This is a genomic window from Methanofollis ethanolicus (genome assembly GCF_001571385.1).
Taxonomy (GTDB): Archaea; Halobacteriota; Methanomicrobia; order Methanomicrobiales; family Methanofollaceae; genus Methanofollis; species Methanofollis ethanolicus.
Genome location: NZ_BCNW01000001.1, coordinates 2,054,876 through 2,079,865, shown reverse-complemented (window position 1 = coordinate 2,079,865; position 24,990 = coordinate 2,054,876). Strand labels below are relative to the sequence as shown.

At 61.2% G+C, this 24,990-nt stretch carries 27 protein-coding genes; 15 read left to right on the top strand and 12 right to left on the bottom strand.

What is annotated here, in order from left to right:
- The first annotated feature begins 86 nt into the window (after nucleotides 1-86).
- Together MEFOE_RS10090 and MEFOE_RS10085 are read left to right on the top strand one after the other, a co-directional pair.
- Nucleotides 87-2,225 carry a thioredoxin domain-containing protein gene (locus MEFOE_RS10090; RefSeq protein WP_067051709.1) on the top strand — a complete coding sequence of 713 codons (2,139 nt, stop codon included), beginning with the start codon at nucleotides 87-89 and terminating at the stop codon, nucleotides 2,223-2,225.
- A gap of 19 nt (nucleotides 2,226-2,244) precedes the next feature.
- Entirely contained in the window at nucleotides 2,245-2,889 is a 645-nt protein-coding gene (locus MEFOE_RS10085) for a fasciclin domain-containing protein (protein WP_201785191.1), read from the top strand.
- Here MEFOE_RS10085 and MEFOE_RS10080 read toward each other — a convergent pair.
- Both MEFOE_RS10080 and MEFOE_RS10075 read right to left on the bottom strand, forming a co-directional pair.
- Nucleotides 2,873-4,246: an MBL fold metallo-hydrolase gene (locus MEFOE_RS10080; protein ID WP_067051707.1), complete on the bottom strand. Its 1,374-nt coding sequence runs from the start codon at nucleotides 4,244-4,246 to the stop codon at nucleotides 2,873-2,875. The genes MEFOE_RS10085 and MEFOE_RS10080 overlap by 17 nt on opposite strands.
- Nucleotides 4,247-4,322: 76 nt before the next feature.
- Nucleotides 4,323-4,634, bottom strand: a complete 312-nt coding sequence (locus tag MEFOE_RS10075) for a YbjQ family protein (protein WP_067051704.1) — start codon at nucleotides 4,632-4,634, stop codon at nucleotides 4,323-4,325.
- Between the two features lie 242 nt (nucleotides 4,635-4,876).
- On the opposite strand from MEFOE_RS10075, the gene MEFOE_RS10070 reads away from it, so the two are divergent.
- Nucleotides 4,877-5,245: a hypothetical protein gene (locus MEFOE_RS10070; protein WP_153015940.1), complete on the top strand. Its 369-nt coding sequence runs from the start codon at nucleotides 4,877-4,879 to the stop codon at nucleotides 5,243-5,245.
- Nucleotides 5,246-5,268: 23 nt separating this feature from the next.
- Here the strand turns inward: MEFOE_RS10070 and MEFOE_RS10065 are convergent, their stop codons facing one another.
- From MEFOE_RS10065 to MEFOE_RS10055, 3 genes are read right to left on the bottom strand one after another with little or no spacing between them, the layout of a single operon-like run.
- Complete coding sequence (locus tag MEFOE_RS10065) at nucleotides 5,269-6,087, bottom strand: ABC transporter ATP-binding protein (RefSeq protein WP_067051699.1); 819 nt, start codon at nucleotides 6,085-6,087, stop codon at nucleotides 5,269-5,271.
- On the bottom strand, nucleotides 6,084-7,199 hold the full coding sequence (locus tag MEFOE_RS10060; RefSeq protein WP_067051697.1) for a FecCD family ABC transporter permease: 1,116 nt from the start codon (nucleotides 7,197-7,199) through the stop codon (nucleotides 6,084-6,086). The genes MEFOE_RS10065 and MEFOE_RS10060 overlap by 4 nt, the downstream gene beginning before the upstream one ends.
- A 43-nt stretch (nucleotides 7,200-7,242) precedes the next feature.
- Nucleotides 7,243-8,406, bottom strand: a complete 1,164-nt coding sequence (locus MEFOE_RS10055; RefSeq protein WP_067051695.1) for an iron ABC transporter substrate-binding protein — start codon at nucleotides 8,404-8,406, stop codon at nucleotides 7,243-7,245.
- 303 nt (nucleotides 8,407-8,709) lie between these two features.
- On the opposite strand from MEFOE_RS10055, the gene MEFOE_RS10050 reads away from it, so the two are divergent.
- The 3 genes from MEFOE_RS10050 to MEFOE_RS10040 are packed head-to-tail and all read left to right on the top strand — an operon-like array spanning nucleotide 8,710 to nucleotide 10,867.
- Nucleotides 8,710-9,204 (top strand): hypothetical protein, encoded by a 495-nt coding sequence (locus MEFOE_RS10050; protein WP_067051693.1) that lies wholly within the window; start codon nucleotides 8,710-8,712, stop codon nucleotides 9,202-9,204.
- Nucleotides 9,204-10,220: a PIN domain-containing protein gene (locus MEFOE_RS10045; protein WP_067051692.1), complete on the top strand. Its 1,017-nt coding sequence runs from the start codon at nucleotides 9,204-9,206 to the stop codon at nucleotides 10,218-10,220. Before MEFOE_RS10050 ends, MEFOE_RS10045 begins: the two co-directional genes overlap by 1 nt.
- Entirely contained in the window at nucleotides 10,184-10,867 is a 684-nt protein-coding gene (locus tag MEFOE_RS10040) for an HAD family hydrolase (RefSeq protein ID WP_067051690.1), read from the top strand. Before MEFOE_RS10045 ends, MEFOE_RS10040 begins: the two co-directional genes overlap by 37 nt.
- A 661-nt stretch (nucleotides 10,868-11,528) precedes the next feature.
- Here MEFOE_RS10040 and MEFOE_RS10035 read toward each other — a convergent pair.
- Nucleotides 11,529-11,852 carry a DUF1622 domain-containing protein gene (locus tag MEFOE_RS10035; RefSeq protein ID WP_067051688.1) on the bottom strand — a complete coding sequence of 108 codons (324 nt, stop codon included), beginning with the start codon at nucleotides 11,850-11,852 and terminating at the stop codon, nucleotides 11,529-11,531.
- Nucleotides 11,853-11,949: 97 nt separating this feature from the next.
- On the opposite strand from MEFOE_RS10035, the gene MEFOE_RS10030 reads away from it, so the two are divergent.
- Both MEFOE_RS10030 and MEFOE_RS10025 read left to right on the top strand, forming a co-directional pair.
- Complete coding sequence (locus MEFOE_RS10030) at nucleotides 11,950-12,231, top strand: glutaredoxin family protein (protein WP_067051686.1); 282 nt, start codon at nucleotides 11,950-11,952, stop codon at nucleotides 12,229-12,231.
- A complete protein-coding gene (locus tag MEFOE_RS10025; RefSeq protein WP_067051684.1) occupies nucleotides 12,228-12,722 on the top strand; it encodes a ferredoxin-thioredoxin reductase catalytic domain-containing protein in 495 nt (164 codons plus the stop codon). Before MEFOE_RS10030 ends, MEFOE_RS10025 begins: the two co-directional genes overlap by 4 nt.
- 6 nt (nucleotides 12,723-12,728) lie before the next feature.
- On the opposite strand, the gene MEFOE_RS10020 is transcribed toward MEFOE_RS10025, so the two are convergent.
- Nucleotides 12,729-13,538: a DNA-methyltransferase gene (locus MEFOE_RS10020; RefSeq protein ID WP_235809608.1), complete on the bottom strand. Its 810-nt coding sequence runs from the start codon at nucleotides 13,536-13,538 to the stop codon at nucleotides 12,729-12,731.
- Between the two features lie 95 nt (nucleotides 13,539-13,633).
- Here MEFOE_RS10020 and hxlB point away from each other — a divergent pair, with 95 nt between their 5' ends.
- From hxlB to MEFOE_RS10005, 3 genes are read left to right on the top strand one after another with little or no spacing between them, the layout of a single operon-like run.
- Nucleotides 13,634-14,233, top strand: a complete 600-nt coding sequence (gene hxlB / locus MEFOE_RS10015; RefSeq protein ID WP_067051682.1) for a 6-phospho-3-hexuloisomerase — start codon at nucleotides 13,634-13,636, stop codon at nucleotides 14,231-14,233.
- 7 nt (nucleotides 14,234-14,240) lie between these two features.
- Nucleotides 14,241-15,353 carry a pyridoxal phosphate-dependent aminotransferase gene (locus MEFOE_RS10010; RefSeq protein WP_067051681.1) on the top strand — a complete coding sequence of 371 codons (1,113 nt, stop codon included), beginning with the start codon at nucleotides 14,241-14,243 and terminating at the stop codon, nucleotides 15,351-15,353.
- A 27-nt stretch (nucleotides 15,354-15,380) separates the two neighbouring features.
- Entirely contained in the window at nucleotides 15,381-16,418 is a 1,038-nt protein-coding gene (locus tag MEFOE_RS10005) for a M42 family metallopeptidase (protein ID WP_067051679.1), read from the top strand.
- 461 nt (nucleotides 16,419-16,879) lie between these two features.
- Here MEFOE_RS10005 and nadC read toward each other — a convergent pair whose 3' ends face one another.
- The 3 genes from nadC to nadX are packed head-to-tail and all read right to left on the bottom strand — an operon-like array spanning nucleotide 16,880 to nucleotide 19,376.
- Nucleotides 16,880-17,722, bottom strand: coding sequence for a carboxylating nicotinate-nucleotide diphosphorylase (gene nadC, locus MEFOE_RS10000; protein WP_067051677.1), 843 nt, complete (start codon nucleotides 17,720-17,722; stop codon nucleotides 16,880-16,882).
- 5 nt (nucleotides 17,723-17,727) lie between these two features.
- Nucleotides 17,728-18,621, bottom strand: a complete 894-nt coding sequence (gene nadA, locus MEFOE_RS09995) for a quinolinate synthase NadA (RefSeq protein ID WP_067051675.1) — start codon at nucleotides 18,619-18,621, stop codon at nucleotides 17,728-17,730.
- A complete protein-coding gene (gene nadX / locus MEFOE_RS09990) occupies nucleotides 18,618-19,376 on the bottom strand; it encodes an aspartate dehydrogenase (RefSeq protein ID WP_067051673.1) in 759 nt (252 codons plus the stop codon). Before nadX ends, nadA begins: the two co-directional genes overlap by 4 nt.
- A 135-nt stretch (nucleotides 19,377-19,511) precedes the next feature.
- On the opposite strand from nadX, the gene MEFOE_RS09985 reads away from it, so the two are divergent.
- Nucleotides 19,512-20,780, top strand: coding sequence for a tRNA (N(6)-L-threonylcarbamoyladenosine(37)-C(2))-methylthiotransferase (locus tag MEFOE_RS09985; RefSeq protein WP_067051671.1), 1,269 nt, complete (start codon nucleotides 19,512-19,514; stop codon nucleotides 20,778-20,780).
- A gap of 1 nt (nucleotide 20,781) precedes the next feature.
- On the top strand, nucleotides 20,782-21,315 hold the full coding sequence (locus MEFOE_RS09980) for a hypothetical protein (RefSeq protein WP_067051669.1): 534 nt from the start codon (nucleotides 20,782-20,784) through the stop codon (nucleotides 21,313-21,315).
- Nucleotides 21,316-21,346: 31 nt separating this feature from the next.
- On the opposite strand, the gene MEFOE_RS09975 is transcribed toward MEFOE_RS09980, so the two are convergent.
- Nucleotides 21,347-21,799, bottom strand: coding sequence for a hypothetical protein (locus tag MEFOE_RS09975; protein ID WP_067051667.1), 453 nt, complete (start codon nucleotides 21,797-21,799; stop codon nucleotides 21,347-21,349).
- Between the two features lie 398 nt (nucleotides 21,800-22,197).
- Here MEFOE_RS09975 and serS point away from each other — a divergent pair, with 398 nt between their 5' ends.
- Nucleotides 22,198-23,475: a serine--tRNA ligase gene (serS, locus tag MEFOE_RS09970; RefSeq protein ID WP_067051665.1), complete on the top strand. Its 1,278-nt coding sequence runs from the start codon at nucleotides 22,198-22,200 to the stop codon at nucleotides 23,473-23,475.
- Between the two features lie 59 nt (nucleotides 23,476-23,534).
- Nucleotides 23,535-24,203 (top strand): TMEM175 family protein, encoded by a 669-nt coding sequence (locus MEFOE_RS09965; RefSeq protein WP_067051663.1) that lies wholly within the window; start codon nucleotides 23,535-23,537, stop codon nucleotides 24,201-24,203.
- 340 nt (nucleotides 24,204-24,543) lie between these two features.
- On the opposite strand, the gene MEFOE_RS09960 is transcribed toward MEFOE_RS09965, so the two are convergent.
- Nucleotides 24,544-24,912 carry a hypothetical protein gene (locus MEFOE_RS09960; protein WP_235809607.1) on the bottom strand — a complete coding sequence of 123 codons (369 nt, stop codon included), beginning with the start codon at nucleotides 24,910-24,912 and terminating at the stop codon, nucleotides 24,544-24,546.
- Between the last annotated feature and the right edge of the window lie 78 nt (nucleotides 24,913-24,990).

The following is a 24,990-nucleotide window of genomic DNA, read 5'->3' as shown; positions in this document are numbered from 1 at the left end:
AGTTTTCTCCAAGATCGGGATTAACCCTGTCGCACACTCACCGGAAAGTGATATAAAGGGTGATGCCGCTGAAGGGGTGATGTCCCATGGCCGAGGAGAGAGCGCACCTGAAAGCAAACAGACTGGTCCGGGAGAAAAGTCCGTACCTGCTGCAGCACGCCTACAACCCGGTGGACTGGTATCCCTGGGGAGAGGAGGCGTTCGAGAGGGCGAAGCAGGAGAATAAACCGATATTTCTCTCGATAGGCTATTCCACCTGTCACTGGTGCCATGTGATGGCCCGTGAGTCCTTCGAAGACCCCGAGGTCGCCAGACTGATGAACGAGACCTTCGTCTCCATCAAGGTGGACAGGGAGGAGAGACCAGACATCGACGCCGTGTACATGCAGGCATGCCTCGCCCTCACCGGACAGGGGGGCTGGCCCCTCTCCATCATCATGACCCCCGAAAAACTCCCCTTCTTTGCGGCAACCTATATCCCGAAGATGTCACGCTTCGACATGACCGGGATGCTCGACCTCGTCCCGAAGGTCAGGGACCTCTGGACAGAACGGAGGGAGGAGGTCAGGTCTTCTGCCGAAGAGGTCGCCGTCGCCCTGAAGACCGCGCTGCAGGAGAGTTCCGGCGGGGAAAAACCCGGCATGGCACTCGTCCACCGCGCCTTCAGGAACCTGGAGCGGGAGTACGACCGGGACCACGGCGGTTTTGGCCATGCCCCGAAGTTTCCCTCCCCTCATGTCCTCATCTTCCTCATCAGGTACTGGCAGGCGACAGGGGAGAAGATGGCCCTTGAAACGGCGGTAAAGACCCTGACTGAGGTCCGCAGGGGGGGTGTCTTCGACCAGATCGGTTTCGGTGTCCACCGCTATGCCACCGACGATGCATGGGCGCTCCCGCATTTCGAGAAGATGCTCTACGACCAGGCGATGCTGGTCCTTGCCTGCACGGAGGCCTTCGAGGCGACGCGCAACCCGGCGTGCCGGCGGACGGCAGACGAGGTCATCACCTATGTGCTCCGCGACCTTGCCGCGCCCGACGGTGCATTCTATACGGCCGAGGACGCAGAGAGCGAGGGTGCCGAGGGGAGGTTCTATCTCTGGACGGCACCTGAGGTGCGCGAGGTTGCAGGGTCGGACGACGGCGACCTCTTTGCCGCGGCCTATGCTCTCGGTGAGAGAGCTCCGGCCCGGGTGCCGCAGGTCGGGATGAATGTCCCGCACAGGGCAGGGACGACCGCAGAGATCGCGCGGCACGCCGGCATCACGGAGGAGGAGTGTGCCGGGCGACTTGAAAAGGTGCGAAAGGAACTTTTATCGGCGCGGGCCGGGCGGATACGGCCGCACAGGGACGAAAAGATCCTCCTCGACTGGAATGCCCTGATGGTCGCCGCCCTTGTCCGGGCCGGGAGGGTCTTTGGAGAGGAGAGGTACACCGGCGCCGCCCTGCGTGCCCTGGCATTTCTCCGGGCGCACCTCCGCGACGCGGACGGGCGACTCTTCCACAGTTACAGCGGCGGCGAGACGGCCATTCCTGCCATGCTCGACGATCACGCCTTCCTGCTCTGGGCCCTGAACGAGGTCTACCAGACGACATCCGACTCCACAGTCCTGAAGGAGGCCTGCGAAGTCGCCGACAGGATGATCGCCGGGTTCGCCGACACCGCAGGGGGAGGATTTTTCTTCGCACATGAAAGCGGCGAGGAACTCCTCTTCAGGCAGAAAGACGCGTACGACGGGGCGATGCCGTCGGGCAACGCGGTGGCGCTCCTGAACCTCCTTGTCCTCTCGCGGATGACCGGGGAGAGCAGGTACGAAGAGGCCGTGGCCGAAGGCTTCAGCGCGTTCTCGGGCAGAGCCGCAAAAAACACGTCCGCGTCGATAGGGTACCTGGCGGCGCTTCTCTCTGCGGTCACGCCTTCCTACGAGGTCGTCATCGCCGGAGAACGAGAGGATATGGTGACAGGGGCGATGCTCGACGTCGTGCGCGGATTCTACATCCCGAACCTCACCCTCGTCCTCAGGGACGATGAGAACGCCGGCGTGCTTGCCGTTATCGCCCCTCATACTGCCCGTCTCACACCTATCAGGGGAGGCACGACCGCGTATCTCTGCCGGGAGCGGCTCTGTGAACAACCGGTGCAGGACGCCGCTGCCCTGAAAGAACTGCTCAGCGTGGACAGTCACGCGGGAAAATATTATATGGCATATGCCCAGGGTATGCGTTGACCCGGAGGAGGGGAAGAATGTGAACACGATCTATGGGGGGATAGCATGTGTCGTGCTCGTCGTTGCCGTCATGATCTGCGGATGTACCGGACAGCAGCCGGGAGTCACGCCGACGCCGACGCCGCTGACGACTGTACCGACAACGGAAACGACAGTCCCTGTTATGGGGAATGAAACGATAACGGCAACGGAAACCACAGCAACAGAAACGACTGCGGCGACAACGGAGACGGCGGCCGTCAATACGACCGGATCGGCCGCGGAGAAGGACATCATCGAAACGGCGACAGAAGCAGGGACATTTACCACGCTGCTGACGGCGATCGAAACCGCAGGCCTTACCGAAACCCTGAAGGAGGACGGACCGTTCACCGTATTCGCTCCGCCTGACGAGGCCTTCGCCGGAATCCCGGCAGGGACGCTCGACGCCGTGTTCTCGAACGAGACTGAACTCACCCGGGTGCTGACCTACCACGTGGTGCCGGGCACCTACACCGCCGCCGATCTCGCCGGAACCGATAACCTGACGACCCTGTCAGGCGCAAACCTCACCGTCTCCACAGACGGGGGGGTGAAAGTGGACGGCGCCACCGTCGTGACCGCCGACATCCAGGCGAAAAACGGTGTCATCCATGTCATCGACACCGTTATGCTGCCCCCATAAGGGGGGCCACCTCTTTTTCCAGCGGCAGGCCGGCATTCATCCATGCCGTCATCCCGCCGAGAACGGTTGTCAGCCGCGTGTAGCCGTGTCTGAGCAGGATGGAAACGGCGAGGCTTGCCTTGAAACCGCTGTCGCAGATGACATAGACGTCCCGATCCCGCGGCACCTCGTCGATGTGTCCCTCGATCTGGCCGGCATAGATGTGGGCCGATCCCGGGATATGGCCGGTCTTCTTTCTGACGTCGATATCCCTGACGTCGAGGATGTACCGAGTTGCATCGACCTCATGGACGGTGCAGGTGCCGCACCTCCCGATGAGTCGGCCGCTCCTCGCCCATGCCGTCATCCCGCCGGCACAATATCCAGAGATCAGGTCATAGCCAATACGCCGGGCCTGCACCACCGCATCCGTGACGCCGCAGTCGAACTCGTCGACAAAGATGATCGGGTGCGTGTAGTCGGCATAGTAGCCAAGGAAGGAGGAGATGCCCCTCTGCCAGATGCTCAGGCTGCCCGGGATGTGGCCGGCTGCAAAGGCCGATGGTCCCCTGATGTCGACGACCAGGGCGCCCTTCGCGGCCGCACCGGCGACCTCGTCGGGCGAGAAGGGGCGGGGCGTCCTGGCAGGAATCGGGGGAGGGCCTGCCCGGTTGTACCGTTCCATCACGGCAAAGTACGGCGGATAATAGTGGCGCTCTGCAACCTTGAAGCGGATGAAGGTGTCCCGGTCCATATCGAGGGCGGGGTTCGTCCTCTTTTCGTACCCGATCGTCGTGAGGGGCCTGTCGGCTATCCCTCCGCCGCATACAGACCCCGCCCCATGGGCCGGGCAGACGATGACGCCGTCGCCAAGGGGAAGGATCTTTTTCCAGAGAGAGTCGTGGAGTTTCCCGGCCATCTCGCCCAGGCGGTCAGGGAAAAAGTCGGTCCTGCCGACGTCGCCGGCAAAGAGGGCGTCGCCGGTGAAAACGAGGAAGGGGTCGCGGGAGACCCTCGTGTCGGTCAGCACGAGCGATATGCTCTCGTCCGTGTGGCCGGGCGTCTCCAGGACGCGGAGGCGGAGAGGGCCGACGGAGAACTCGTCGCCGTCACGGACGGGGACGCCGTATGTGAAGTCCATCTGCGCACCGTGCAGGACCTGCGCCCCGGTCTTCTCTGCCAGTTCGAGAGACCCGACACAGTAGTCCTCGTTTCTGTGAGTCTCGAAGATGTGCGTGATCGCAAGGCCGTGCTGTTCGGCGAGGTCCAGGTAGACGCCGGTGTCGCGCCGCGGGTCGATGACGGCCGCCTCGCCCCCTGCCCCGATCAGATAGGAGTTGTGCGCCAGTCCATCCGAGACGATTCTTTCGATGATCATGTTCCCTCGATGAGGGGGTATCGATCTCTCTATATAAACCTGCCCGGTGCAGGGGGTGCAGAAAAAAGGGAGGGGTTTACCGCAGTTTGACTGCAGTCCCATAGGCCATAAGTTCGGCGGCGCCGGGCATTGTCTCCGCGGTCGAGAACCTGAGGGCGATGACGGCGTCGGCACCGAGCTTTTCGGCCTCTTTCTGCATCCTCTCCAGTGCGATCTTCCGTGCCTCGGAGAGCATCTCGGTGTAGGCCGTGATCTCCCCACCGACCATGCCCTTCAAACCGCTCAGGATGTCGCGCCCGATATTCTTTGCCTGTACAGTGTTGCCCACGACGAGACCGAGCACTTCGAATTCGTGGCCGGGGATGGATTCATTGGTCGTAATGATCATCGAATTTCACCAGAATTGTACAGAAAGTCTTTGGTATGGTATGATATATGCTTTCTTCACCGGGATTGTTCCGCCCGTCGTTTCTGGAGAAATCTGCTGGATCGGTGGATCTGCTTCGGTCCGATCTCTGAGTGAGGAAGAGAACGTCCCGGAGTTCCGGGATCTGCTCATCCCGTAATGAGACTACGAAAATATTCGCAGTCTTAAAAAGCACTATGTCCCACCAGGGCAACCACATGGTGATGGAAATGATGCGTGGCAGACCATGGATGACCGCCCTGGTACTCATCGCACTCCTCTGCGGTGCGGTGCTCATCGGAGGGTGCACCGGCACAGACAGCAATAAAGAGTTGAATGAGACACCCGACAGAACGATGAATGAAACGCCGACCGCCGCGATCACCGGCACCGGCACCGTGACCTACATTGACCTCGAAGGCGGTTTCTACGGGATCGTCGCCGACGACGGCATGCGGTACCTGCCCATGGACCTCGACCCCGCGTTCGAGCAGGACAACCTTTCCGTGACGTTCACCGTCGAGAAAGTGGATGTCGTCACCATCCAGCAGTGGGGGACGCCGGTGAAGGTGATATCCATTGAAAAAGCCTGAAGAAGGGACCTTTGTTCCCCTCTTCATATCTCTGCCCGACTTTTCTCCTGTTTCATAACCGGGACGTGTATCTCCGGGACATCCGCTCCTCCGTCAGGGATGACGCACTGGACGCCGGCGATCTCGCCGATGATCACGGGCAGCCCGTAGACCTCCTCGATCACGTCGGCCGTGACGACTTCGCGGTCGCCGTGGACGTAGATCCGCCCGTCTTTCAGGAAGATAAAGCGGTCCGCGTACCTGAGCGCCTGGTTGAGGTCGTGCATCGTCATCACCGCCGCAATGTCGTGCTGGCGGACGACCTGCACGATGATGGAGAGGATCTCCACCTGGTTCTTGAGGTCCAGACTGCTCGTCGGTTCGTCGAGGAGGAGGATCTTCGGTTCCTGCACGAGGGCCCGCGCGATCGCGATCTTCTGGAGTTCGCCGCCGCTCATCTCGTCGATATAGGAGAGGCGGAGGCGGTCCATCGAGAGGCGGTGGAAGATGGCATCGACGATCCTGAGGTCATGCTCGGTGACGTCCCACCCGATATGAGGGCGCCGGCCGAGGAGGACCGCGTCGAACGCGGTCAACCGCCCGGTCTCCACTCTCTGGGGGACATACCCTACTCTTCTGGCGATATCCATCTGGTCGAGGCGGCAGAGGTCTTCGCCGTCGAGGTTGACGACGCCCCCTTTCGGGCGGAGGATACGGTTGAGACACTTCAGGAGGGTTGTCTTCCCGACACCGTTCGGACCGAGGATCGCAACGACCTCGCCGGCATCGATCGAGAAGGCGATCGTGCTGAGCACCTCCCGGTTCTTGTAGAGGAAACAGAGTTCTTCGACCGAGAGGATCATCGCCGATACCCCCGCAGGAGCAGATAGATGAAGACCGGCGCACCCATGAACGCCGTCAGGACGGCAACAGGAAGGACATACGGCGCTATGATAAGTCTGGCGACGGTGTCGGAGGCGAGGAGGAGGATGCCGCCCATCACGCACGACCCCGGGATCAGGTAACGCTGGTCGTCGCCGATGATCCTTCTGACCATGTGCGGGCAGACCAGCCCCACAAAGCCGATCACCCCGAGGAACGAGACGATCACAGCGGAGACGAGCGTCGCGACGACCATTCCGACATTCCGCACCCTCTCGACATTGACGCCGAGCCCTCGTGCGGTCTCGTCGCCGGCATCGATGGAGTTGTAGTTCCAGCGGTTCGCGATAAAGAAGACGCAGGCTGCCACGACGACGAAGGCCATGACCCAGAGTTCCTGCCAGGTGATCCGGCCGACGTCGCCGAAGGTCCAGAAGACGACGGCGGCGAGCTGTGTGTCGTCGGCGAAGTACTGGAGGAACATCGTCCCGGCCGTGAAGAGGGAGGAGAGGGCGACGCCGGTGAGGATCATCACCTCGGGAGACGCCCCGCGTATCCGGGAGATGAGGAGGATCACGATGGTGGCAAGGAGGCAGAACGCGAATGCCACTATCGTCGTCAGGTAGGGGTTGTTGAGGGTGACGGCACTGGCGACCGTCGACTGCATCTGCCCGGTGCCGAGGACGATGACCGAGAAGGCCGCCCCGAAGGCGCCGGCATGCGTGATGCCGAGGGTGATCGGCGAACCGAGCGGGTTCCTGAGGATCGACTGCATCGCGACCCCTGCCACTGAGAGGCCGGCACCGGCGACGATCGCGGCGAGTGCCTGCGGGAGGCGGATGTTCCAGATGATCAGGTCCCAGTTGCCGGGCACGCCCGTGGATACGCCGGGGTGAAGCAGTGCATTGATCCGGTCGATGATGCCGTTCACGAGGGAGAGAAAGACGTCGTACGGGGGGATGCTGACCGCACCGACAGAGATGGATAGGATCAGGAGGAGAAAAAGGAGGGCAATACCCCCCAGAATCCAGAGGTACTTGCGCCGCACGTACCCCATGTAATCCATGGGGATGGTCCCGTCTGCAAAGTGCACGTCTCTACATCCTCCTTTGCGATCTCGTGCCCCGGGTCATGGATCACACCGAAATCTGCGCGAAGCCGAGGTCCCTGTACTGGCCGTTCAGGTCGCCAAAGTTCGATTTGCCGATGAAGAAGGTGTAGATCTCGTCCGCCTTCTGGACCGGATCGACGTCGGCGAAACGGTCGGGATACAACGTCTTGCCGATGAAGTACGCGTCGGCAAGCACGGTCTCGTAGTTCGTGTTGTAGAAGTTGTACGGGAGGACGCCGTAGACTTTACCGCCCTTCGATGCGGAGAGGCCCTGCAGTGAGGCGTCGGTCTTCAACTCACCAATCGCCCCGTCACTGTCCATCTGGATGGTGCCGACGTCGACGAAGATATACTCGGGGTCCCAGTCGACGAGTGCCTCTTTCGCCACATCGACGTGGGCCGTGCCCATGCCCGAGGCGACGTTCTTTGCGTGCACCCAGAGGAACGGCGGGTAGGCCGGTTCGGTGGAGATGATGCCGTGGGCGCCTGCCGACGAGACCCCGCCGATATAGACGGTCTTCTGTTCGGCTTCAGGGATGTCGCCTGTCCGGCGCTCAAGGTCGGCGATCGTTGCATCGATATAGGTGATCACCTCTTCGGCACGGTCCTGCTTCCCGATTACCTGGCCCATAGTCCGGAGACCGCCGTACATCTCGGCCTTCTCGGCGTCGTTCCGCAGGGAGCCGTACGGGAACGCCACGACCGGGATGCCCGTCTTCTCCTGTAGTTTGTCGGCCTCGGCGGCGCTCGTCCCGTACGCCGTGCCGGTTGAACCGGTCTTGAAGACGAGTTGCGGGGAGATCGCAAGGATCTTCTCCGGGTCGTCCTTGCCCCTGAACTCGCCGATCAGGGGGAGACCCTTGAACTGCGACCCATAGGCAAGGGCATAGGGGCGCCCTTCGATCTCCTGATCTTTCTTCTCGATGCTGTCGACACCGATGGTCAGGTCCTGACTCTGCAGGTACACGAGGTAGCGGAGACATCCCGACCCGGAACAGACGACGCTCTCGGGCGGAGACGGGACGGTGACGGTGCGGCCGAAGCCGTCGGTGAGGGCGTTCTCGGCGGACGGCGCGGGGGTGACCGCAGGAGTCTCCTGGACGGTTGATGAACTTCCCGTGCATCCGGCCACGGCGATCATGGCGACAAAGAATGCCGCCACAATAATACTATTATTAATACTTATCATATATTTGCCAACTCCATTGATACAAAAATACTACTTAAGCGCACCTATTTTAAAGTATGTAATGAGGAACACATACCAGATTAAAAGTGTGGTGAATTTTTGCTATAAGTATTCACAAAAATATACATCTGATCGGAAAAATGTACCCCTTCCGCAGATCCCTGAACGGATGGGGGAAGTCATCGTCTGTCGCAGAAGAAGGAGAGAAGAAGTCTTGGGGGCAGCACCCCGGAGAAGAGGAGATCTCTCTACCCCGCCGCCTTCAGCAGAGCTTTTTTTAACCCTCGCCCCCGACTCCCCATCATGGGATCAGGGACCCGGGGCAGGACAACATACATCACTTTTGCCGGACGGTCAGTCTGGGCGCTCCTCAACACCTACCACGCCGTCCTGCGGGAGGGGCGCTGCCTCCCCGACGAGGTTCATATCGTCTCGGAGACACCGTACATGCCCGGCACGGCCACGACCGTCGAAGGGATCGGGATCATCTCGCGGAGGTACGTGACCTCGCCTGTCGTCTCGGTGACCGCGGTGCCGTGCGGCGACTTTGCCGGAGCCGCCGGGACGGTGCTCGACCTTGCCCGCGGCCGCGTCGCGGAGGGGTACGAGATCGCCCTCGACATCACGCCAGGGAGGAAGGCCCTCATCGTTGCGGCCTGCCTGGCCCTGGCCGACGCCGGCATCGCCCCGGCGCACATCTTCTACCTCGGCTTGCATGGCGGCGGCCCCCTCCCCCTGCCGCACCCGATGATCCCGTTCCACCTCCAGACCCTCCACGACCTTGCAGGAGGGGCCTGATGCCGGGCGCCAGCGAGGTGGTCGAGGGCAGGGAACTGGTCGTCCTTGCAAACCTCTTTGCCGACGGCTTCACCCTCTCGTATCCGGTCTACGGGACCGACCTGCTCTCCGCCCGTCCTGCCGGTGACGGGTATGCGATCACAGTCCTCTGCCGGTACGAGGACTTTTTCGACGGTGCCGAACAATTCGGGGAGCACGCGCAGGAGATGCCCCTCTTCACCGACTTCGAGGAATGCCTCCTTGCGAGCGGGATCACCGCCTACGAGAACCTCGACGAGTTCGTGACGCGGGCCGACCTGTACAGGGGCCTCCGGAAGGACGTGTACTACGGCATCGACACCAACCTCCTGTACCACCGGTTCGTCACCGTCACTGGCGCCCTCCAACCCGAAGAGACGATATTAGTCGACGTGGTCAGGCAGGAGATCGAGTACGTCATGAACCACAAGTACTCGGCCCGCCTGATCGGCGAACTCATTGCAGGCGCCCCGGAAAAAGAATGGATCATCGCGGAGTTCGAGAACAGGCGGAAGAAGAAGTCGAGAAAAGCGGCATACCGTGCGATGGCCGAGTACAGGGCGCTCCGCGACCGCGCCATCCTCCTCGAATCGGGCCAGAAGGCCACCCATGCCACGCGGGAGAACGACCAGTTCATCGTCAGGGCGCTCAGGCGGTTCGAGGAGGAGCGCTTCAGCCTCCCCGTCCTCCTCACCGCCGACGCCGCGATGGCCGACCTCTGCGACGCCGACGGTCTCGAGTACTTCCTCTTCAGGGTGCCGTACCATGCACGGCCGCGGACGGTCTCCCCGGAAGCGCTCCTCGGTTTCATCGCCGACCTTGCCGTGACCTTCGGGGTCGTGGAGATGGAGGGGACCTGCATCTTCAGCGAGTACGGCGGCAAGGGCAACAACGCCGATGCCTTCAAACTAACATTCATAGATGAGCATCTGCATACAGAGTTTGCACTGGACGTGGACGCATGCAGACATCTTCTGGCCCTCGGAATAGAGAGGTAAAGGCCCTCCTCTTCGACATGGACAACACGCTCTGGGACTTCGTCACCGCAAAGCAGGCGGCATGCCATGCCGTCGTGGACTTTCTCAAAGTGGGCGACGGCGAAGATCTCTACCAGTACTTCCGGAGGCCGGGGGTCGGTTTCGAGGACCCGGGAAACATCCTCGACTATATCAGGGACATCAACGCCCCTGCCGCGTCATTTCCTCGGTGCTGCACCGTCTACGAGAAGACGAAACTCGCCGCCATCTCTCCGTACGAGGGGGCGGCCGAGACCCTTTCCTCTCTTTCTGACGCGGGTATTCCCCTTGCAATCGTCACCGACGCCCACTCCTCCCAGGCAAAGAGGAGGCTTGAGAAGGCCAGGCTCAGCGAGTACTTCTCCTGTATCGTCACCCCCGATATCTCGGGGCAGAGAAAGCCAGACCCTGCGTCCTTCCTCTACGCCCTCAGGGCCCTCCCTGCCAACGCCGCGGAGGCGATGGTCGTCGGCGACAGCATCAGGCGCGAGATCGAACCGGCGCAGGGTCTCGGCATGAAGACGGCCTACGCCCTGTACGGCGACAGGAGCGACGGCCCGGCCCCCCTCTGCAGGCCGGACTTCGTTCTCCACGACATCAGGGACATCATCGGGATCCTGGGGATCTGAAACTCAGACAACCGGAAATCCGGCAAGGGGGAAAGCAGACGAAGTCTTCGCTGTGGGGGGTGAAACTCCGGATCTAGATTGAAGGGAAGGTGGTGGATCTGCGCTCTCCTCCGGGGGGCAAAGCCCCCCGTTCCCCCCTCCATTAGGATAGTGGGGTAGACAGCAATCCCCCTTTCAGGGTTATCTGTTCTGTCTTCCCCGGTCTAATCCTGAGCGGGGACGACCGAAGGGAGTCGAGAATACGGAAAATCGGGCTCTGTAGAAATCCTATTCTGGAGTGTCTCGTCCGGGGGGCTGCCACCCCCTGGCCCCCCTCGCCATGAGGATAGGGGGGTGGAGGGCAGTCCCCTCTTCAAGATGCACGTTTGCCCTTTTGAGGTCCAATCCTCGCGCGGGGGTCCGGGGGCAAAAGTCCCCCGGTGCAAAGATGGAGGAAGGCGGTTGGGTCACGTTCATACACGGAAAAGGTGAGGGTTTCTACAGAGCCGAAAATCGAAGATTTTCCTGTGCGTGCACATCTTCGATGTGCCACGGACCGTAGGTTTTTGAGTGGCCTGGGGCAAAAGTCCCCTGGCGAAGGGGGAGGGGAAGGCAGAGGATCAGCATGCGCTATCAACCTATGGAAGAGGAATTCTACAGAGCCCTTGAAGCGAAAATCTTCTCAGTCCAGATTGAACTCGGTCGCCTCTTTGGTGAGGAAGTACCCGAGGACCGTCCTGATGATGACGATGCTGCCGAGGAAGAGGATCTCCTCCTGTGAGGGCGTGACGAGTGTCTGGAGGATGTCGGCGGCGATGAGGAAGTCCAGGCCGAAAACGATTTTTATGGTGAAATCCCGCCTGATCTCACCGTACCCGAGGGGCCGCCCGAGCACCTCCTTCCCCAGCGTCTCCGCAGCCGCCTTGATCCCGCCGTAGATGATGATGATGGCCCCGATGAGTCTGAAGGCATTGGCGGCCGCGTCGTAGACCTCGAGGGGCAGCATGCACGCCACCGGAGGCGATGCGGCAGCATCAATCTTCTGATCCGCATCACTCCGAAATCCTTATGAGAAGGCCGGTTCATCCTCGCATTGAGATACTATGGATATGATACATGTGGACGGAAAAGACCGGGGCCCGATCTACCTCTATGCCCTGAGCACCTGCGGGTGGTGTGCAAAGACGAAAGAATTCCTCTCCTCGCTCGGCGTCGCCTTCGACTACGTCTTTGTCGACCAGCTCCCGAAGGACGAGATGGAACAGACCTATTCTGAGATGTTGCAACTCTACAACCCCCTCGGTTCGTTTCCGACACTTGTGATCAATGGGAAGGCGATCATCGGTTACCAGGAGAACGAGATCAGGGAGGCCCTCGCGGAATGATCCCGGACGAGCAGGTCGAGAAAGAATATCTCCGCCTGAAAAAAGAGGCCGAGGCCGGGGGGTACCGCCTCAACCCGGACCGGGAGTTCGTCGCGGGACTTGTGCGGGGCCTCCTGACCAACACGGAAAGGTACGGCTACCCGGCATGCCCCTGCCGCCTCGCCACCGGGGAAAGGGAGACGGACCTCGACATCATCTGCCCCTGTGACTACCGCGACCCCGACCTCACCGATCACGGGGCCTGCTACTGTGCCCTCTATGTCTCCGCGGAGGTCGCGTCCGGGAAGGCGGAGGCGAAACCCGTTCCCGAACGCCGCCCGCCGGGCGGGCCGAAAAAAGGAGAGGCACGCCCATCAGGCAGGGTCGCCGGGTCTCTCCCTCTCCCGGTCTGGCGCTGCAGGGTCTGCGGCTACCTCTGCGCCCGGGAGAACCCACCTGAGATCTGCCCGATCTGCAAGGCGGGAAAAGATCGTTTCGAGCGTTTCATCTGAGGAGCGTCACTCGTCGTCCTCACCGAGGAGCGCCCGGAAACGCCTGACCGACAGGTCGAGGTAGGTCTGCTCCTTCTCGATCCCGATAAAACGGCGGCCGAGGAGACATGCGGCGATCCCGGTCGTCGAACTCCCGGCAAAGGGGTCGAGCACCAGGTCGTCCTCATAGGAACTCGCCAGGATCACGCGCTGAAGGAGGGCGAGGGGTTTCTGGGTCGGGTGTTTCCCCTCCTTTTTTTCCGAGCGTTTCGGTGTCGGGACAGACCAGACAGAGCGCATCTGTTTTCCCGGACGTTTCAGGACGTCGTAGTCCCACCCCCCGTGCTTCATCTCGTCATAGTTGAAGGTATGGCGGCCCTCCCCTTTCCGCGCCCATATCAGGGTCTCATGACTCGCCGTGAAGACGCGCGTGCTCAGGTTGGGGGGGGCGTTCGGCTTGAACCAGCAGATGTCGTTGAGGATATGGAAGCCGAGGCTCTGGAGGGCATAGCCGCAGGCATAGATCGAGTGATAGGTGCCGCTGATCCAGATCGTCCCGCCGTCCCTGAGAAGGCGGCTGCAGGCCTCTATCCAGCGGCAATGAAAGTCAAAGTCCTCCCTGATCCCGCCGCTCCGGTCCCACGCCCCCTTGTCGACGGGCGCCCTCCTCCCGCTCTGGCAGGTGAAACCGCCGTTCGAGAGGTTGTACGGCGGGTCCGCAAAAATGAGGTCGACGGAGCCCGCAGGCATGGCATTCATGCACTCGACAGAATCGCCATGGTAGAGAGTCACGCCGTCGCAGGAGTAATAGGGTTGCATCATGCCACCGGTCTGCATAGACATTGCCCTCCTGAAAGATGACATTTCCCATCTGAAACCGGACATCCGCGATATTCTCATCTAGTTGGCACGACCACCCCTATTGAAGGATCATGGAGAACCACGACGTTCAGGATATGATGCGCCTGATGGCATCAAAAATCAGTTCTATCGCCGACAGGATCGCTGACACAGAGGTGGAATCCCTTTTGCAGGAACTCCTCTGTGCAAAGAGGATCTACGTCCTCGGGGCAGGCCGCTCGGGCCTTGTGGCAAAGGCATTTGCAATGCGGCTGATGCATCTCGGCCTGCAGTCCTTTGTCGTCGGCGAGACGATCACGCCGGCCATGCAGGCCGGGGACGTGCTCGTCGTCTTTTCCGGGTCAGGGAAGACAAAGACCGTTGCCGAACTTGCCGAGACCTCGAAAGAGATCGGCGGCCGGGTCTGCCTGATCACCTCCAACCGGGACTCCCGGATCGGGAAGATCGCCGATTGCATGGTCGAGATCGAGAGTCACCGCGACGAGGTGAAGGACGACTCCGTGGAGTTTGAGATCCGGCAGATGATGGGCGAACACAAGTCTTTTGCCCCGCTGGGCACGATCTTCGAGACGGCATGCATGGTCTTCTCCGATGCGATTGTCTCCCGCCTGATGGAGATCACGGAGACAGATGTCGAAGCACTCAAATGCAGGCACGCCAATATCGAGTGACCGGCATATGACTGGGTATAGGTTTGCAGAAAGGGTCCGCGGGATCGAGATCTCGGGGATCAGGCGGATGTTCGAGGGGGCGGGGAAGGACGCCATCAACCTCGGCCTCGGCCAACCCGACTTCCCGACTCCGGCGCACGTTCGTGAGGCGGGGATCAGGGCGATCCGCGACGGGATGACCGGGTATACGATGAACTCCGGCGTCCCCGAATTGAGAGAGGCGATCTCAGGGAAGTTCGGCCGCGAGAACGGCCTGCAGTACGCGCCCGACCAGGTGATCGTCACCGCGGGCGCAAGCGAGGCCATGCACATCGTGATGCAGGCCCTGGTGGAGAAGGGGGACCGCGTCCTGATGACCGATCCCGGCTTTGTATCCTATGCGGCCCTTGCAACCCTTGCAGGCGGGAGGCCGGAGGGCGTCCCTCTCGACGCCACCCTCCATATCGATGTGGAGGCGGCAAAGAAGCAGATGGACGGCGCGCGCCTCTTCGTGCTGAACACCCCGACGAACCCGACAGGCATGGTGGAGAGCGAGGAGTCGATCAGGGCGCTGGTGGAGTACGCCGCCGATGCGGGCGTGACCGTCATCTCCGACGAGGTCTACGAGCACTTCACATACGGGAAACCCCATGTGAGCGCGGCCCGCTTTGGCGAGGATGTTATCACGATCAATGCGACCTCGAAGACCTACTCCATGACCGGGTGGCGCCTCGGCTACATGGCCGCACCGAAGGCGGTGATCGAGGAGTGCATCAAGGTCCACCAGTACTGCCAGGCCTGCGCCACCTCGATCTCGCAGTACGCCGCCCTTGCGGCCCTGACCGGCGACCAGACACTGGTCCCGGCGATGCGGGAGGAGTATCGGCGTCGTCGCGACCTCGTCTGCGACGGCCTCGCCGACCTCGGCCTCTCCTTCCCCACGCCCGAAGGCGCGTTCTATGCCTTCGTGCCGATGGAAGCGGACCTCTTCGCCCGGATCATCGCGAAAGGCGTGATCATCGTGCCGGGCACGGCCTTCGGCACGCGCGCACCCGGCTATGCCCGTCTCAGTTATGCCGCCTCGCAGGACGATCTGCGGCGTGCTCTCGGCCGGATCCGGGAAGCGGTCGATGAAGCTTAACATAATCCCGAACAAACAGGTGATCGTATGGTAAAGGAGTTGCTGAGGAAATTATCCAACGCTCACGGGATTTCCGGGAGCGAGGGGAGCGTCGCGGCGGTGATCAGGGAAGAGGTCGCCCCGTACGTCGACGAGATCAGGGAGGACACGATGGGGAACCTCATCGCGGTGAAGAAGGGCGACGACTTCTCGGTCCTGCTCGCAGCCCATATGGACGAGATCGGGCTGATGGTCAAGTACGTCGACGAGAAGGGCTTTGTCAGGTTCGTCACCATCGGCGGCTGGTTCGACCCGACGCTCTATGCCCAGCGCGTGATCCTCCACGGGACGAAGGGGCCGGTGTACGGCGTCGTCGGCGGCAAGCCCCCCCATGTGATGAAGGAGGAGGACCGGAAGAAGCCCCTGAAGGTGGACGACATGTTCATCGACGTCGGCGCAGCCTCGGCCGAGGACGCGGAGAAGCTCGGCATCGAGGTCGGGACACCGGTCACCGTCGACCGCGAGTTCGCCGAACTTGCGAACGGCAGGGTGACGGGCAAGGCCTTCGACAACAGGGCCGGCTGCGTGATGCTGATCAAGGCCCTCCGGACGGTGCAGTCGCCGCACACCATCTACGGCGTCTTCACGGTGCAGGAAGAGGTCGGGCTGAAGGGCGCGAAGACCGTCGCCTACTCCCTCAACCCCGACTGCGCCATCGCCACCGACACCACCATCCCGGGCGACCACCCGGGCATCGAGAAGAAGGACGCCTCCCTCCAGATGGGCGAAGGACCGGTCATTACCATCGTCGACAGCAATGGCCGGGGCCTCATCGCCAACAAGAAGGTCGTCGCCTGGTTGCGGAAGGCCGCGGCCGGAAAGGAGATCAAGGTGCAGCTCGAGGTCGGGAAGGGCGGCACGACCGACGCCACCTCCATCCACCTGGAGCGCGGCGGCATCCCCTCGACGACTCTGAGCATCCCGACCCGCTATATCCACTCCCCTGTCGAGGTGCTCGACATGAAGGACATCGAGGGAGGCATTGCCCTCTTGGTCGAGGCCCTGAAGTCGAAGCCCGACTTCTAATCTTTTTTTTGGCTTAGGGAGGGTCGTCCTGGAATTCTTTCCAGATATTTTGTATGAGGAGGGTCGTTCTCTCCCACTTCGCGACTTTCCATTCTGTCTACCCAGGACCATCCAGATCAGGGGTCTACGGACAACGAGTGATAGTGAGTTTGAGAAGATCGAGGTCTTTGAGAGAAACACAGGGGGGCAGTATAGGATAGGCAGTGTACGGATGTCCTCCTCCGGGGGGTTTCACCCCCCGATCCCCCCACATTAGGATGGGAGGGGGATGGTTTTCTCCATCCTCAAAATATTTTGATCTTACTTCCCCCGTCCTATCCTGAGCGGGGGTCAGGGGGCGTAGTCCCCCGGCCTGTGTTTTTGGGAAGGCGGTTGGTTACCGCCATTAATTCACGAATGTCGCATCACGATGGACTAACTATAGCAGAAAGGAGGGATCACCCTCCCCAAAAAAAGACTCTTCACTCGCCATCAGGCACGACGTCCAACCCGACGTCGACGTTCCTGACAGAGTGGGTGAGGGCGCCCATGCTGATGATGTCGGCCCCGGCCCCGGCATAGAGGGGAAGGGTGGCGCGGGAGACGCCGCCCGATATTTCGACGACGACGTTATCTCTCTGGCCCGCGGCCATGAGGGCGGCCACTGCCTCCCTGACACCCTCGGGCGTCATGTTGTCCAGGAGGACGATGTCGGCGCCGTACTCCGCCGCCCTGACGGCGTCTTTTGCCGACTCCACCTCGACCTCCACCTTGTGGTAGGGGGAGTGCGCCTTCGCCCGCCGCACCGCCTCCTCCAGGCCCACCAGGGCGAGGTGGTTGTCCTTGATCATGACCATGTCGGAGAGGGAGAAGCGGTGCGACACGGCGCCGCCGAGCATCGCAGCCTTCTTGTCAAGTGTCCTGAGGCCGGGGCAGGTCTTCCTGGTGGAGGCGACCCGCACGACAGGGTCGACCGCCCGCACCGCGTCCACCGCCTCGCGGGCCGCGGTCGCGATCCCGCTCATCCGCCCGATGATATTGAGGGCAGTCCTCTCGGCAGCGAGGACGGCGCGGGCCGGACCCCTGATCTCCATGACGATCGTCCCCGCGGCGACCGCGTCGCCGTCCTTCACAGGTGTGACGACACCGGCGCCAAGATGGTCAAAGAGGAACGCCGCCTCCTCGAGTCCGGCGATGACACAGGCCTCCTTCGCCCTGATCACGGCCGAAGCTGTGAGGTCCGCGGGGATGACCGCTTCGGAGGTGAGGTCTCCAAAGGGCATATCCTCCTTGAGAAAGGAGAGCATCGTGCCGGGGTCCATCATCTGATCTACCTCTTGAGTGCGATCATCCTCTCGATGGCCCGGCGCGCCCCGGCGGCGACGGTCTCGTCCACCGCCACGCGGTGCTTCCCGGCCTTCAGGGCCACGAGCACGTCCTCGACCGTCGTCATCTTCATATCGGCGCATTCCGTGCCCTCGATCGCGTGGAAGGCGGCGTCCGGGAAGACCCGGCCGAGACGGTAGGTCATCGCCTCCTCGGTGAGCACCGTCCACTGCGGGTGGAGGTGGGCCTGTCTCACCATCCCGCCTGTGGAGGCGACAAGGTCGGATGCCGCCTGCACCTCTGGACTGCACTCGGGGTGGCAGACGACCGCGTCGCCCCGCGCCCGTCCGGCCTCGACGTCGGCAAGGGTGAACCGCAGGTGCACCGGGCAGTGGCCATCCGCAGGCAGGGGCAGGACAGTCTTCTCAGGCACCTGCCCTCTCACATAGGAAGCAAGGTTTGCGTCGGGACCGACGAAGACCACGTCCTCGTCGAGGGACCTGACCACATCGACGGCATTCGCCGAGGTGCAGGTGATATCGGCCTCCGCCTTGCACTCGGCCGTCGAATTGACGTACACCACCACGGCAGCGCCGGGGTGGCCAGCCCTCACCTCCCGGATCATGTCGGGCGTCAGCGCCTGCGCCAGGGGACAGGTCGCCTCCCTGGCCGGGAGGAGGACGGTCTTTGTCGGGTTCAGGATCTGGGCGGTCTCGGCCATGAAGTCGACGCCGCAGAGGACGATCACGTCGGCATCGGTTTCTTTCGCCCGGATCGCAAGTTCGAGACTGTCTCCGACGAAATCGGCGACGTCCTGCACCGCAGGCACCTGGTAGTTGTGGGCGAGGACAACCGCATTCCTCTCCTCCTTCAGCCTGCGGATCTCGTCTGCTATCATGTCCCTATCCTCATCGGCTCGTCGAGGTTCTTGAGCAGGGTCACGATCGAGAGAGCGGCAAGATAACTGGTCGCCGGGTTGTCAGGGCTCGGCAGGTTCCGCACCGTGATCGTCGCGTCCCCGAAGTCCCCCTCAATGACGATCTCGTGCACGTTCCTGTCCACGGCAGGGTCGGCCCAGAGTTCCACGTCTACCGTGCGGCCGGCGGCGAGTTCGAGGGCGACAGAGACATTGGTGTTCTTCGGGTAGTGCTTGATGCACTCGTTTGCCGCTCCCGAGAAGAGGAGTGTGCGCTCGTCGCACTCCATATTGAGGGAGCGGGGGTTCTTCGTCGTCCGCAGAAGAAGACGGTGGATCCCGGAGACCTGCCCGATCTTGAGGTTGTCTAACCCGAAGATCGCTCCGCTCGGGATGTAGATCTTCCTGCCGAGAGACCGGGCGAGGTCATTGACGGCGTCCCGGAACGGTTTCTCGGCAAAGGCACCGACGCTCATCACCACAAGGTCCTTGCCATGTTCAAGGACCGCGGCGGCATGCGCCTGGGCGGCGGCGACCGAGGCCGCTTCCACGACGATGTCAAAATCTGCACTGAGGAACTCGTCGATATCCCGGAATATCCTGGCATTACAGAGGCGTCCCAGGTCCTCCGCACGCTCGGGCATCTGGTCATACAGGGCGACAATATCGACTCCTACATGATTTTTGACTATTATATTTGCGATATTGCCGCACCCCAGCAGGCCTATCGTGAGCATTCATATATGATAGGCAGAAGCAGGGTTAAGCATTGTGATGAAACCCATGGTGGCCCTCCCGATGACGCCATAACGTGACAGAATAGGGGCCTTTGTCTGCAGAATGATAAGGTCTGACGCACAAGTACCGTACCAATGGATCGCCTCACTGATCAGCGGGTGTACATCGAGACCTATGGGTGCACCTACAACCACGGGGACACCCTGAAATTGATGGATATACTGAAAGGTCAGGGTTGTACTCTCGTCGACGATCCTGATGAGGCGGACACCGTCGTCATCAATACCTGCACTGTCATCGGCTGGACGGAGAGGCACATGCTCAGGAGGATACGGGCGTGCTCCGGGCGCACCCTCTATGTCACCGGGTGCATGCCCGTGGTCCAGAGGGAGGAGATCCTGGCCGCTGCCCCGGAGGCGCGGGTCATCCTCCCCGACGAGATCGAGCGGCGCTTTTCCGGCAGGTGTACGAAGGGGAAAGATGGCATCGGGATCGTACAGGTGGCGGCCGGGTGCGTGGGGAGGTGCGCGTACTGCATCACGAGATTTGCGCGCGGGCCCCTGAGAAGTCGTTCGATGGAAGAGATCTGCCGGGAGGTCGGGGCCCTCGCAGAGGAGGGGGCCTGTGAGGTCCAGTTCACCGCGCAGGACGTGAGTGCCTGGGGGATGGACATCGACGAGGCGCTCCCGGATCTGGTCCGCGCCGCCAGTGCAGTGCCGGGAAATTTCAGGGTCCGCCTGGGCATGATGAATCCGGCAACGGTGAGGCGCATCCTTGTCCCCCTCGCGGAGGCGTGCCGGGACGGGAAGGTCTTCTCCTTTCTCCATCTCCCTGTCCAGTCGGGGTCGGACGCCGTGCTGGCGGGAATGGCGCGCGGCTACACCGTGGCCGAATACGAGGGTATGGTCGCCACATTCAGGGAGGTCTGCCCGGATGTCAGGATCTGCACCGACTTTATCGTCGGCTACCCGACCGAGACCGAGGAGGACTTTGCCGCGACCTTCGCCCTCCTCCGGAGGGTCCGGCCGGAGAAGGTGAATGTGACGCGCTACTCCCCGCGGCCCGGCACGGCGGCGGCGGCCCTGAAGGCGCAGCCGGAGAGGATCGCAAAAGAGAGGTCGCGTCTCCTCGACGCCGCCACAAAGGCGATCTATGCCGAACAGAATGCTGGCCTCGTCGGGACGACCGTCGAGGCGGTGGTCACTGCACGGAAGAAGGGAGGGTCATGGGTGGCGCGGGACCGGGCGTACCGTGAGGTCGTCGTACCCGGCGACTTCAGGCCCGGCGAATGGCTTTCCGTCGAGATCACCGGGAACAGGACTGTCTACCTGACAGGGGTGCCGAAAGACAGGTCCACACCATCATATACGGGTGCCGACAACCAGATTGTAAGGAAGAGATAGCATGGACGAGATCGAAGCAGGGTATGCCGCGCTCATCAGGACGATCGGTGAGGCGCAGAAGGAGAAGGAAAAGTTTGTCGGGGAACTTGCCGGGCAGGAGGGTGTGCTCCTTGCCAGGATGGCCGGGATGGCGGCGCCCCTTGTCGGGCAGATCGGCATGAACCTCCTGAAGAAGGGGCGGCAGGACCAGAAGGGGGAGATCTTCAACGCCGAGTATTACCGCGAGCGGATGATCGTCCTCGGCAAGACAGAACCGATGCCGTACAGGCCTGACGACCCGACAAAGAAGGTGGACGACCAGTTCTGCGCCCTCAACGAGAAGGGGGAGTTCGTCGAGTTGATGTACTCCTCGGACGGCCAGACCATCGACTCGTACGCCTGCCCCCTCGGCCCCGAGGACGCCTTCGGGATCTATGGCTACGAGGCCATGCTCATGCTCTACCGGGCGCTCAGGGAATACCTGAAAGGGGAGGAGGAACTTGTGGCGGCGCTCGGTACGGCCGTCGAGTTCCTCAGGAACGAAAAAAAGGAATGACGCGGCGACGGTCGCCGCCGCATATTTTTTCTTACTTCCAGGAGAACATCGGGAAAGCCGGCCTGAGGGGGTCGTTCTCCTCCAGGGATGAGAGCTTGAACGAACGGCCGAACTCCCGGCCTTCGTTGTTTTTGTAGGTGACGACAGCCTTTATTTCTTCGGCCATCGCGGGCAGGGCATAGGCGTACTCCGCGTCGACGCCGAGGCCTGTCACGTCGAACTCAAGGTTCATGGGGACGAGGGCGATATGGATCGCCTCTGCCGGGGCGTTGCCGCCGTTGACGACCACGACCGACTTTGCATCGTCGGAGAGCTGGCAGGTGACTGCAGGGAGGTTCTTCGTCTCGGTCATGATCTGCAGGCACATCGCAACTGTCAGGAGGACGACGAAGATCGAGACCCCCATGAAGATGTTCTCGGCGACGGCGAGAACGAGGCCGATGACCACACCGGCGACAAGGATGAGAACCGGGACCTTATCCATACTATGGAGTCTCTCTCACATCATATAAGAGGTGAAGACATGCTCTCCGCAGCGCCACCTTCTTCATAACAGATTATTCGCCGTCCGGAGGACATGAAGCAATGATACCTTCCATATCCGACGCCTTCGTATGCTCGGGTATGCCCGGTGCCGCCACCACGGTCCGTACCCCTCTTCAGACGTAAACTCATTATGACACCTCCACATTTTTCCCTCACCATGTCGATGGACTCCCGCAGCCTGATTTGAAAAGAATATCATCGATTGTGCAGCCATCTGCACCACAGCAGATAATATTGTAGATGAGGACTAATATCTCAGGGATTGATCGTTACGGTACAGGGCCGGATCTCCGGCCCTGATCGACGCCGCAACAGACGAGAGATGGTGGAAAATACATGCTTGAATTGAAGTTCATTCGCGTCCACCCCGAGATCGTCAGGGCAGACCTGGAGAAGAGGGGGGACACCGAGAAAATGGCCTGGATAGACGACCTGCTGGAGAAGGACAGAAGGAGCAGGGAACTCCAGATCGAGGTCGACAGGCTGAGGAACCGGCGCAACGTGATCGGCCGCGAGATCAACGCGACCAGAAAGGCGGGCGGGGACGCCGCCGCTCTCCTCGACGAAGCGGCGGCCATTCCCGGCGAGATCAAGGGTGCCGAGGCCGAGCTTGAGGAGATCAGGGAGAGAGTCCACTTCTACCAGATGCGCATCCCCAACATCCTCCATGAGAGCGTGCCCGTGGGCAAGGACGACACGGAGAATGTCGAGGTGAAGAGGTGGGGCGAGCCGAAGGTTCCGGCCTTCGAACTGAAGAACCACGGCGAACTGGCGGTGGAGCACGACTGGGCCGACTTCGAGCGCGCCACGAAGGTCGCCGGCGCGGGTTTCTACTACCTGAAGGGGAGGCTTGTCCTCCTCGATATGGCCCTCCAGCGCTATGCCCTCGACCTGCTGGTGGAGCGCGGCTACACCCCCATATCCCCGCCGTACATGATGAACAGGGCGGCATACGAGGGCGTCACCGACCTTGCCGACTTCGAGAACGTGATGTACAAGATCGACGGCGAGGACGCGTTTCTCATCGCGACCGCCGAGCACCCGATGGCGGCGATGTTCAAGGACGAGATCTTCGAGGCAAACGCCCTACCGATCAAGTTCGCCGGGATAAGTCCGTGCTTCAGGCGCGAGATCGGGTCCCACGGCATCGACACGAAGGGGCTTTTCCGCGTCCACCAGTTCAACAAGATCGAGCAGTTCGTCTTCTGCAGGCCCGAAGACTCCTGGACTTTCCACGAGGAACTGCTGGCAAATGCCGAGGCGGTCTTCCAGGGCCTCGGCCTCCCGTACCATGTGGTCAACATCTGCACCGGCGATATCGGCACGGTGGCAGCGAAGAAGTACGATATCGAGGTCTGGATGCCGCGCGAGAACATGTACCGCGAGGCGGTCTCCTGCTCGAACTGCACTTCGTACCAGGCGACGAGGCTGAATATCAGGATGCGCAGCCCGACAGACTTCAAGGAGAAGGAGTTCGTTCACACCCTCAACAGCACCGCGATCGCCACCTCGCGGGCGATCAGGGCGATCCTGGAGAACTACCAGCAGGAGGACGGTTCTGTCGTGATCCCCGAGGTGCTCAGGCCCTACATGTACGGGCTTGAGACGCTGTGAGTTTGAGCGGGCAAACTCTTTTCACCTCCCCGTTCCATCGGACGGCGTGGAGGTGAAGGGTGGCGGCTGGCAGCGGGGATGATGAGGGGTCCGACCTGAGCCGCCTCCCCGACTTTCTCCCGCCGGACAGGTTGAACGCCTTTGCCGACGGGGTGTTCGCGATCGTCATCACCCTGCTCGTCCTCGAACTGCCTGTTCCCGAGGGGGCCGACGACCTCTTCCTGGCGCTCCTGGCAGAGTGGCCGGATTTTCTCGCCTATGTCGTCAGTTTCGTCTTCATCGGCGGGATCTGGATGACGCACTCGTCCATCACGCAGTTGACCGAAGAGGAGGACGAGGTCACCTTCCGCCTGACCCTCCTGATGCTCTTCTTCGTCTCCCTGCTGCCTTTCACGACGAGCATGATGGCCGGGCACCTCACCGGGGCTGGTTCGCATCTCGCCGTGTTCCTGTACGGGCTGGACCTCTTCGTCGCCTCGGTGATACTGAGCGCGATCATGCGTTACCTCGCCTGGCGCCCGGAATTGCTCGTCGACGGTCTCGCCGAAGAGAACCTCAGGGAGATGGTGCGACGGCGGCGGTCGGGCGTCGTCTCCTGCGGCGTCGGCGTGCTGCTCGCCCTCTTCGTGCCCCTGGTGGCGGTCGCCGTGTACATCGCCGTGACGGTCTTTTTCTTCGTCCATCCGCTGTTCTATAAGAGGGCGATCAGGAGGGCGGGGAAGGGGTGAGGAGAGTACGGGGTCCCTCATGTGTTCGCAATGGATCTGTGCGTCACCATCTCGTGAGGTCTGGCAAAAACGCAATGGTTCCCCATACTGATCGCCGGGGGACTACCTCGAAGACCTTCGGTCTTCTCGTTGCCCCCGGACCCCCGCAATTAGGATTAGCTCTGGGAAGAGCAAACGGGACCAGATGAAGGAGATTGCCGTATCCCTGCCAATCTTGAACGGGGGTCTGGGGGCGTAGTCCCCCGGTGCAGGCACACCAAAAAAAGGTTTTCAACAGAGCCCTAGAATTATTAATCCCACCACAGCTTTCGACTGCGGGGCCATCGTACTGCCGTTATAATCAGGCAGGATAGCGATTAATGAAATCACGGACACTCATAAGCATCAGTTCTACCTGTTCCTGAGTATACTCATTGTATTTTCCGTGTGCTGCATTATTTCTTAGATCTAGCCAAGCAGTAACACTCTTATTATCCCCATTATTGTAAACTTTTGTGGTATAGAGATCAGAATTCATTTGAGCCGCTTTTACTGGTTTACCGTCACTCTTCGCTACCTCAATGCCGTGTTTCAAACATAGTTTCCTCAAATGGCCTTCCAGAACCCCGCCAACTGTGACAGCGGCAGCATCCTTATAGCCTTCACTTAGTAGATATTTGCTCATTTCAAGGAAATCGTCAAAAAGATCAGCATGAATTAATTCTTGCACAGACGTTAGAAGATTATTTCTATACGCTAAACGTAAGGCTTTCAAAACTTCTATGAGTTGTTAGTTTATAAGATATAG

What these genes read in the sequence shown, in the direction of transcription:
- MEFOE_RS09980 (WP_067051669.1), top strand. Translation starts at nt 20,782, where the DNA reads ATGGACGAGATCGAAGCAGGGTATGCCGCGCTCATCAGGACGATCGGT.
- MEFOE_RS10065 (WP_067051699.1), bottom strand. Translation starts at nt 6,087, where the DNA reads ATGATCCTCTCGGTCGAAGAACTCTGTTTCCTCTACAAGAACCGGGAG.
- nadA (WP_067051675.1), bottom strand. Translation starts at nt 18,621, where the DNA reads ATGATAGCAGACGAGATCCGCAGGCTGAAGGAGGAGAGGAATGCGGTT.
- nadX (WP_067051673.1), bottom strand. Translation starts at nt 19,376, where the DNA reads ATGCTCACGATAGGCCTGCTGGGGTGCGGCAATATCGCAAATATAATA.
- MEFOE_RS10075 (WP_067051704.1), bottom strand. Translation starts at nt 4,634, where the DNA reads ATGATCATTACGACCAATGAATCCATCCCCGGCCACGAATTCGAAGTG.
- MEFOE_RS10005 (WP_067051679.1), top strand. Translation starts at nt 15,381, where the DNA reads ATGGTAAAGGAGTTGCTGAGGAAATTATCCAACGCTCACGGGATTTCC.
- MEFOE_RS10045 (WP_067051692.1), top strand. Translation starts at nt 9,204, where the DNA reads ATGCCGGGCGCCAGCGAGGTGGTCGAGGGCAGGGAACTGGTCGTCCTT.
- MEFOE_RS09985 (WP_067051671.1), top strand. Translation starts at nt 19,512, where the DNA reads ATGGATCGCCTCACTGATCAGCGGGTGTACATCGAGACCTATGGGTGC.
- MEFOE_RS10010 (WP_067051681.1), top strand. Translation starts at nt 14,241, where the DNA reads ATGACTGGGTATAGGTTTGCAGAAAGGGTCCGCGGGATCGAGATCTCG.
- nadC (WP_067051677.1), bottom strand. Translation starts at nt 17,722, where the DNA reads ATGATGGACCCCGGCACGATGCTCTCCTTTCTCAAGGAGGATATGCCC.
- MEFOE_RS10040 (WP_067051690.1), top strand. Translation starts at nt 10,184, where the DNA reads ATGCAGACATCTTCTGGCCCTCGGAATAGAGAGGTAAAGGCCCTCCTC.
- MEFOE_RS10030 (WP_067051686.1), top strand. Translation starts at nt 11,950, where the DNA reads ATGGATATGATACATGTGGACGGAAAAGACCGGGGCCCGATCTACCTC.
- MEFOE_RS10055 (WP_067051695.1), bottom strand. Translation starts at nt 8,406, where the DNA reads ATGATAAGTATTAATAATAGTATTATTGTGGCGGCATTCTTTGTCGCC.
- MEFOE_RS10090 (WP_067051709.1), top strand. Translation starts at nt 87, where the DNA reads ATGGCCGAGGAGAGAGCGCACCTGAAAGCAAACAGACTGGTCCGGGAG.
- MEFOE_RS10020 (WP_235809608.1), bottom strand. Translation starts at nt 13,538, where the DNA reads ATGCAGACCGGTGGCATGATGCAACCCTATTACTCCTGCGACGGCGTG.
- MEFOE_RS10080 (WP_067051707.1), bottom strand. Translation starts at nt 4,246, where the DNA reads ATGATCATCGAAAGAATCGTCTCGGATGGACTGGCGCACAACTCCTAT.
- MEFOE_RS10070 (WP_153015940.1), top strand. Translation starts at nt 4,877, where the DNA reads ATGGAAATGATGCGTGGCAGACCATGGATGACCGCCCTGGTACTCATC.
- MEFOE_RS09975 (WP_067051667.1), bottom strand. Translation starts at nt 21,799, where the DNA reads ATGGATAAGGTCCCGGTTCTCATCCTTGTCGCCGGTGTGGTCATCGGC.
- MEFOE_RS10050 (WP_067051693.1), top strand. Translation starts at nt 8,710, where the DNA reads ATGGGATCAGGGACCCGGGGCAGGACAACATACATCACTTTTGCCGGA.
- MEFOE_RS10035 (WP_067051688.1), bottom strand. Translation starts at nt 11,852, where the DNA reads ATGCTGCCCCTCGAGGTCTACGACGCGGCCGCCAATGCCTTCAGACTC.
- serS (WP_067051665.1), top strand. Translation starts at nt 22,198, where the DNA reads ATGCTTGAATTGAAGTTCATTCGCGTCCACCCCGAGATCGTCAGGGCA.
- hxlB (WP_067051682.1), top strand. Translation starts at nt 13,634, where the DNA reads ATGGAGAACCACGACGTTCAGGATATGATGCGCCTGATGGCATCAAAA.
- MEFOE_RS10025 (WP_067051684.1), top strand. Translation starts at nt 12,228, where the DNA reads ATGATCCCGGACGAGCAGGTCGAGAAAGAATATCTCCGCCTGAAAAAA.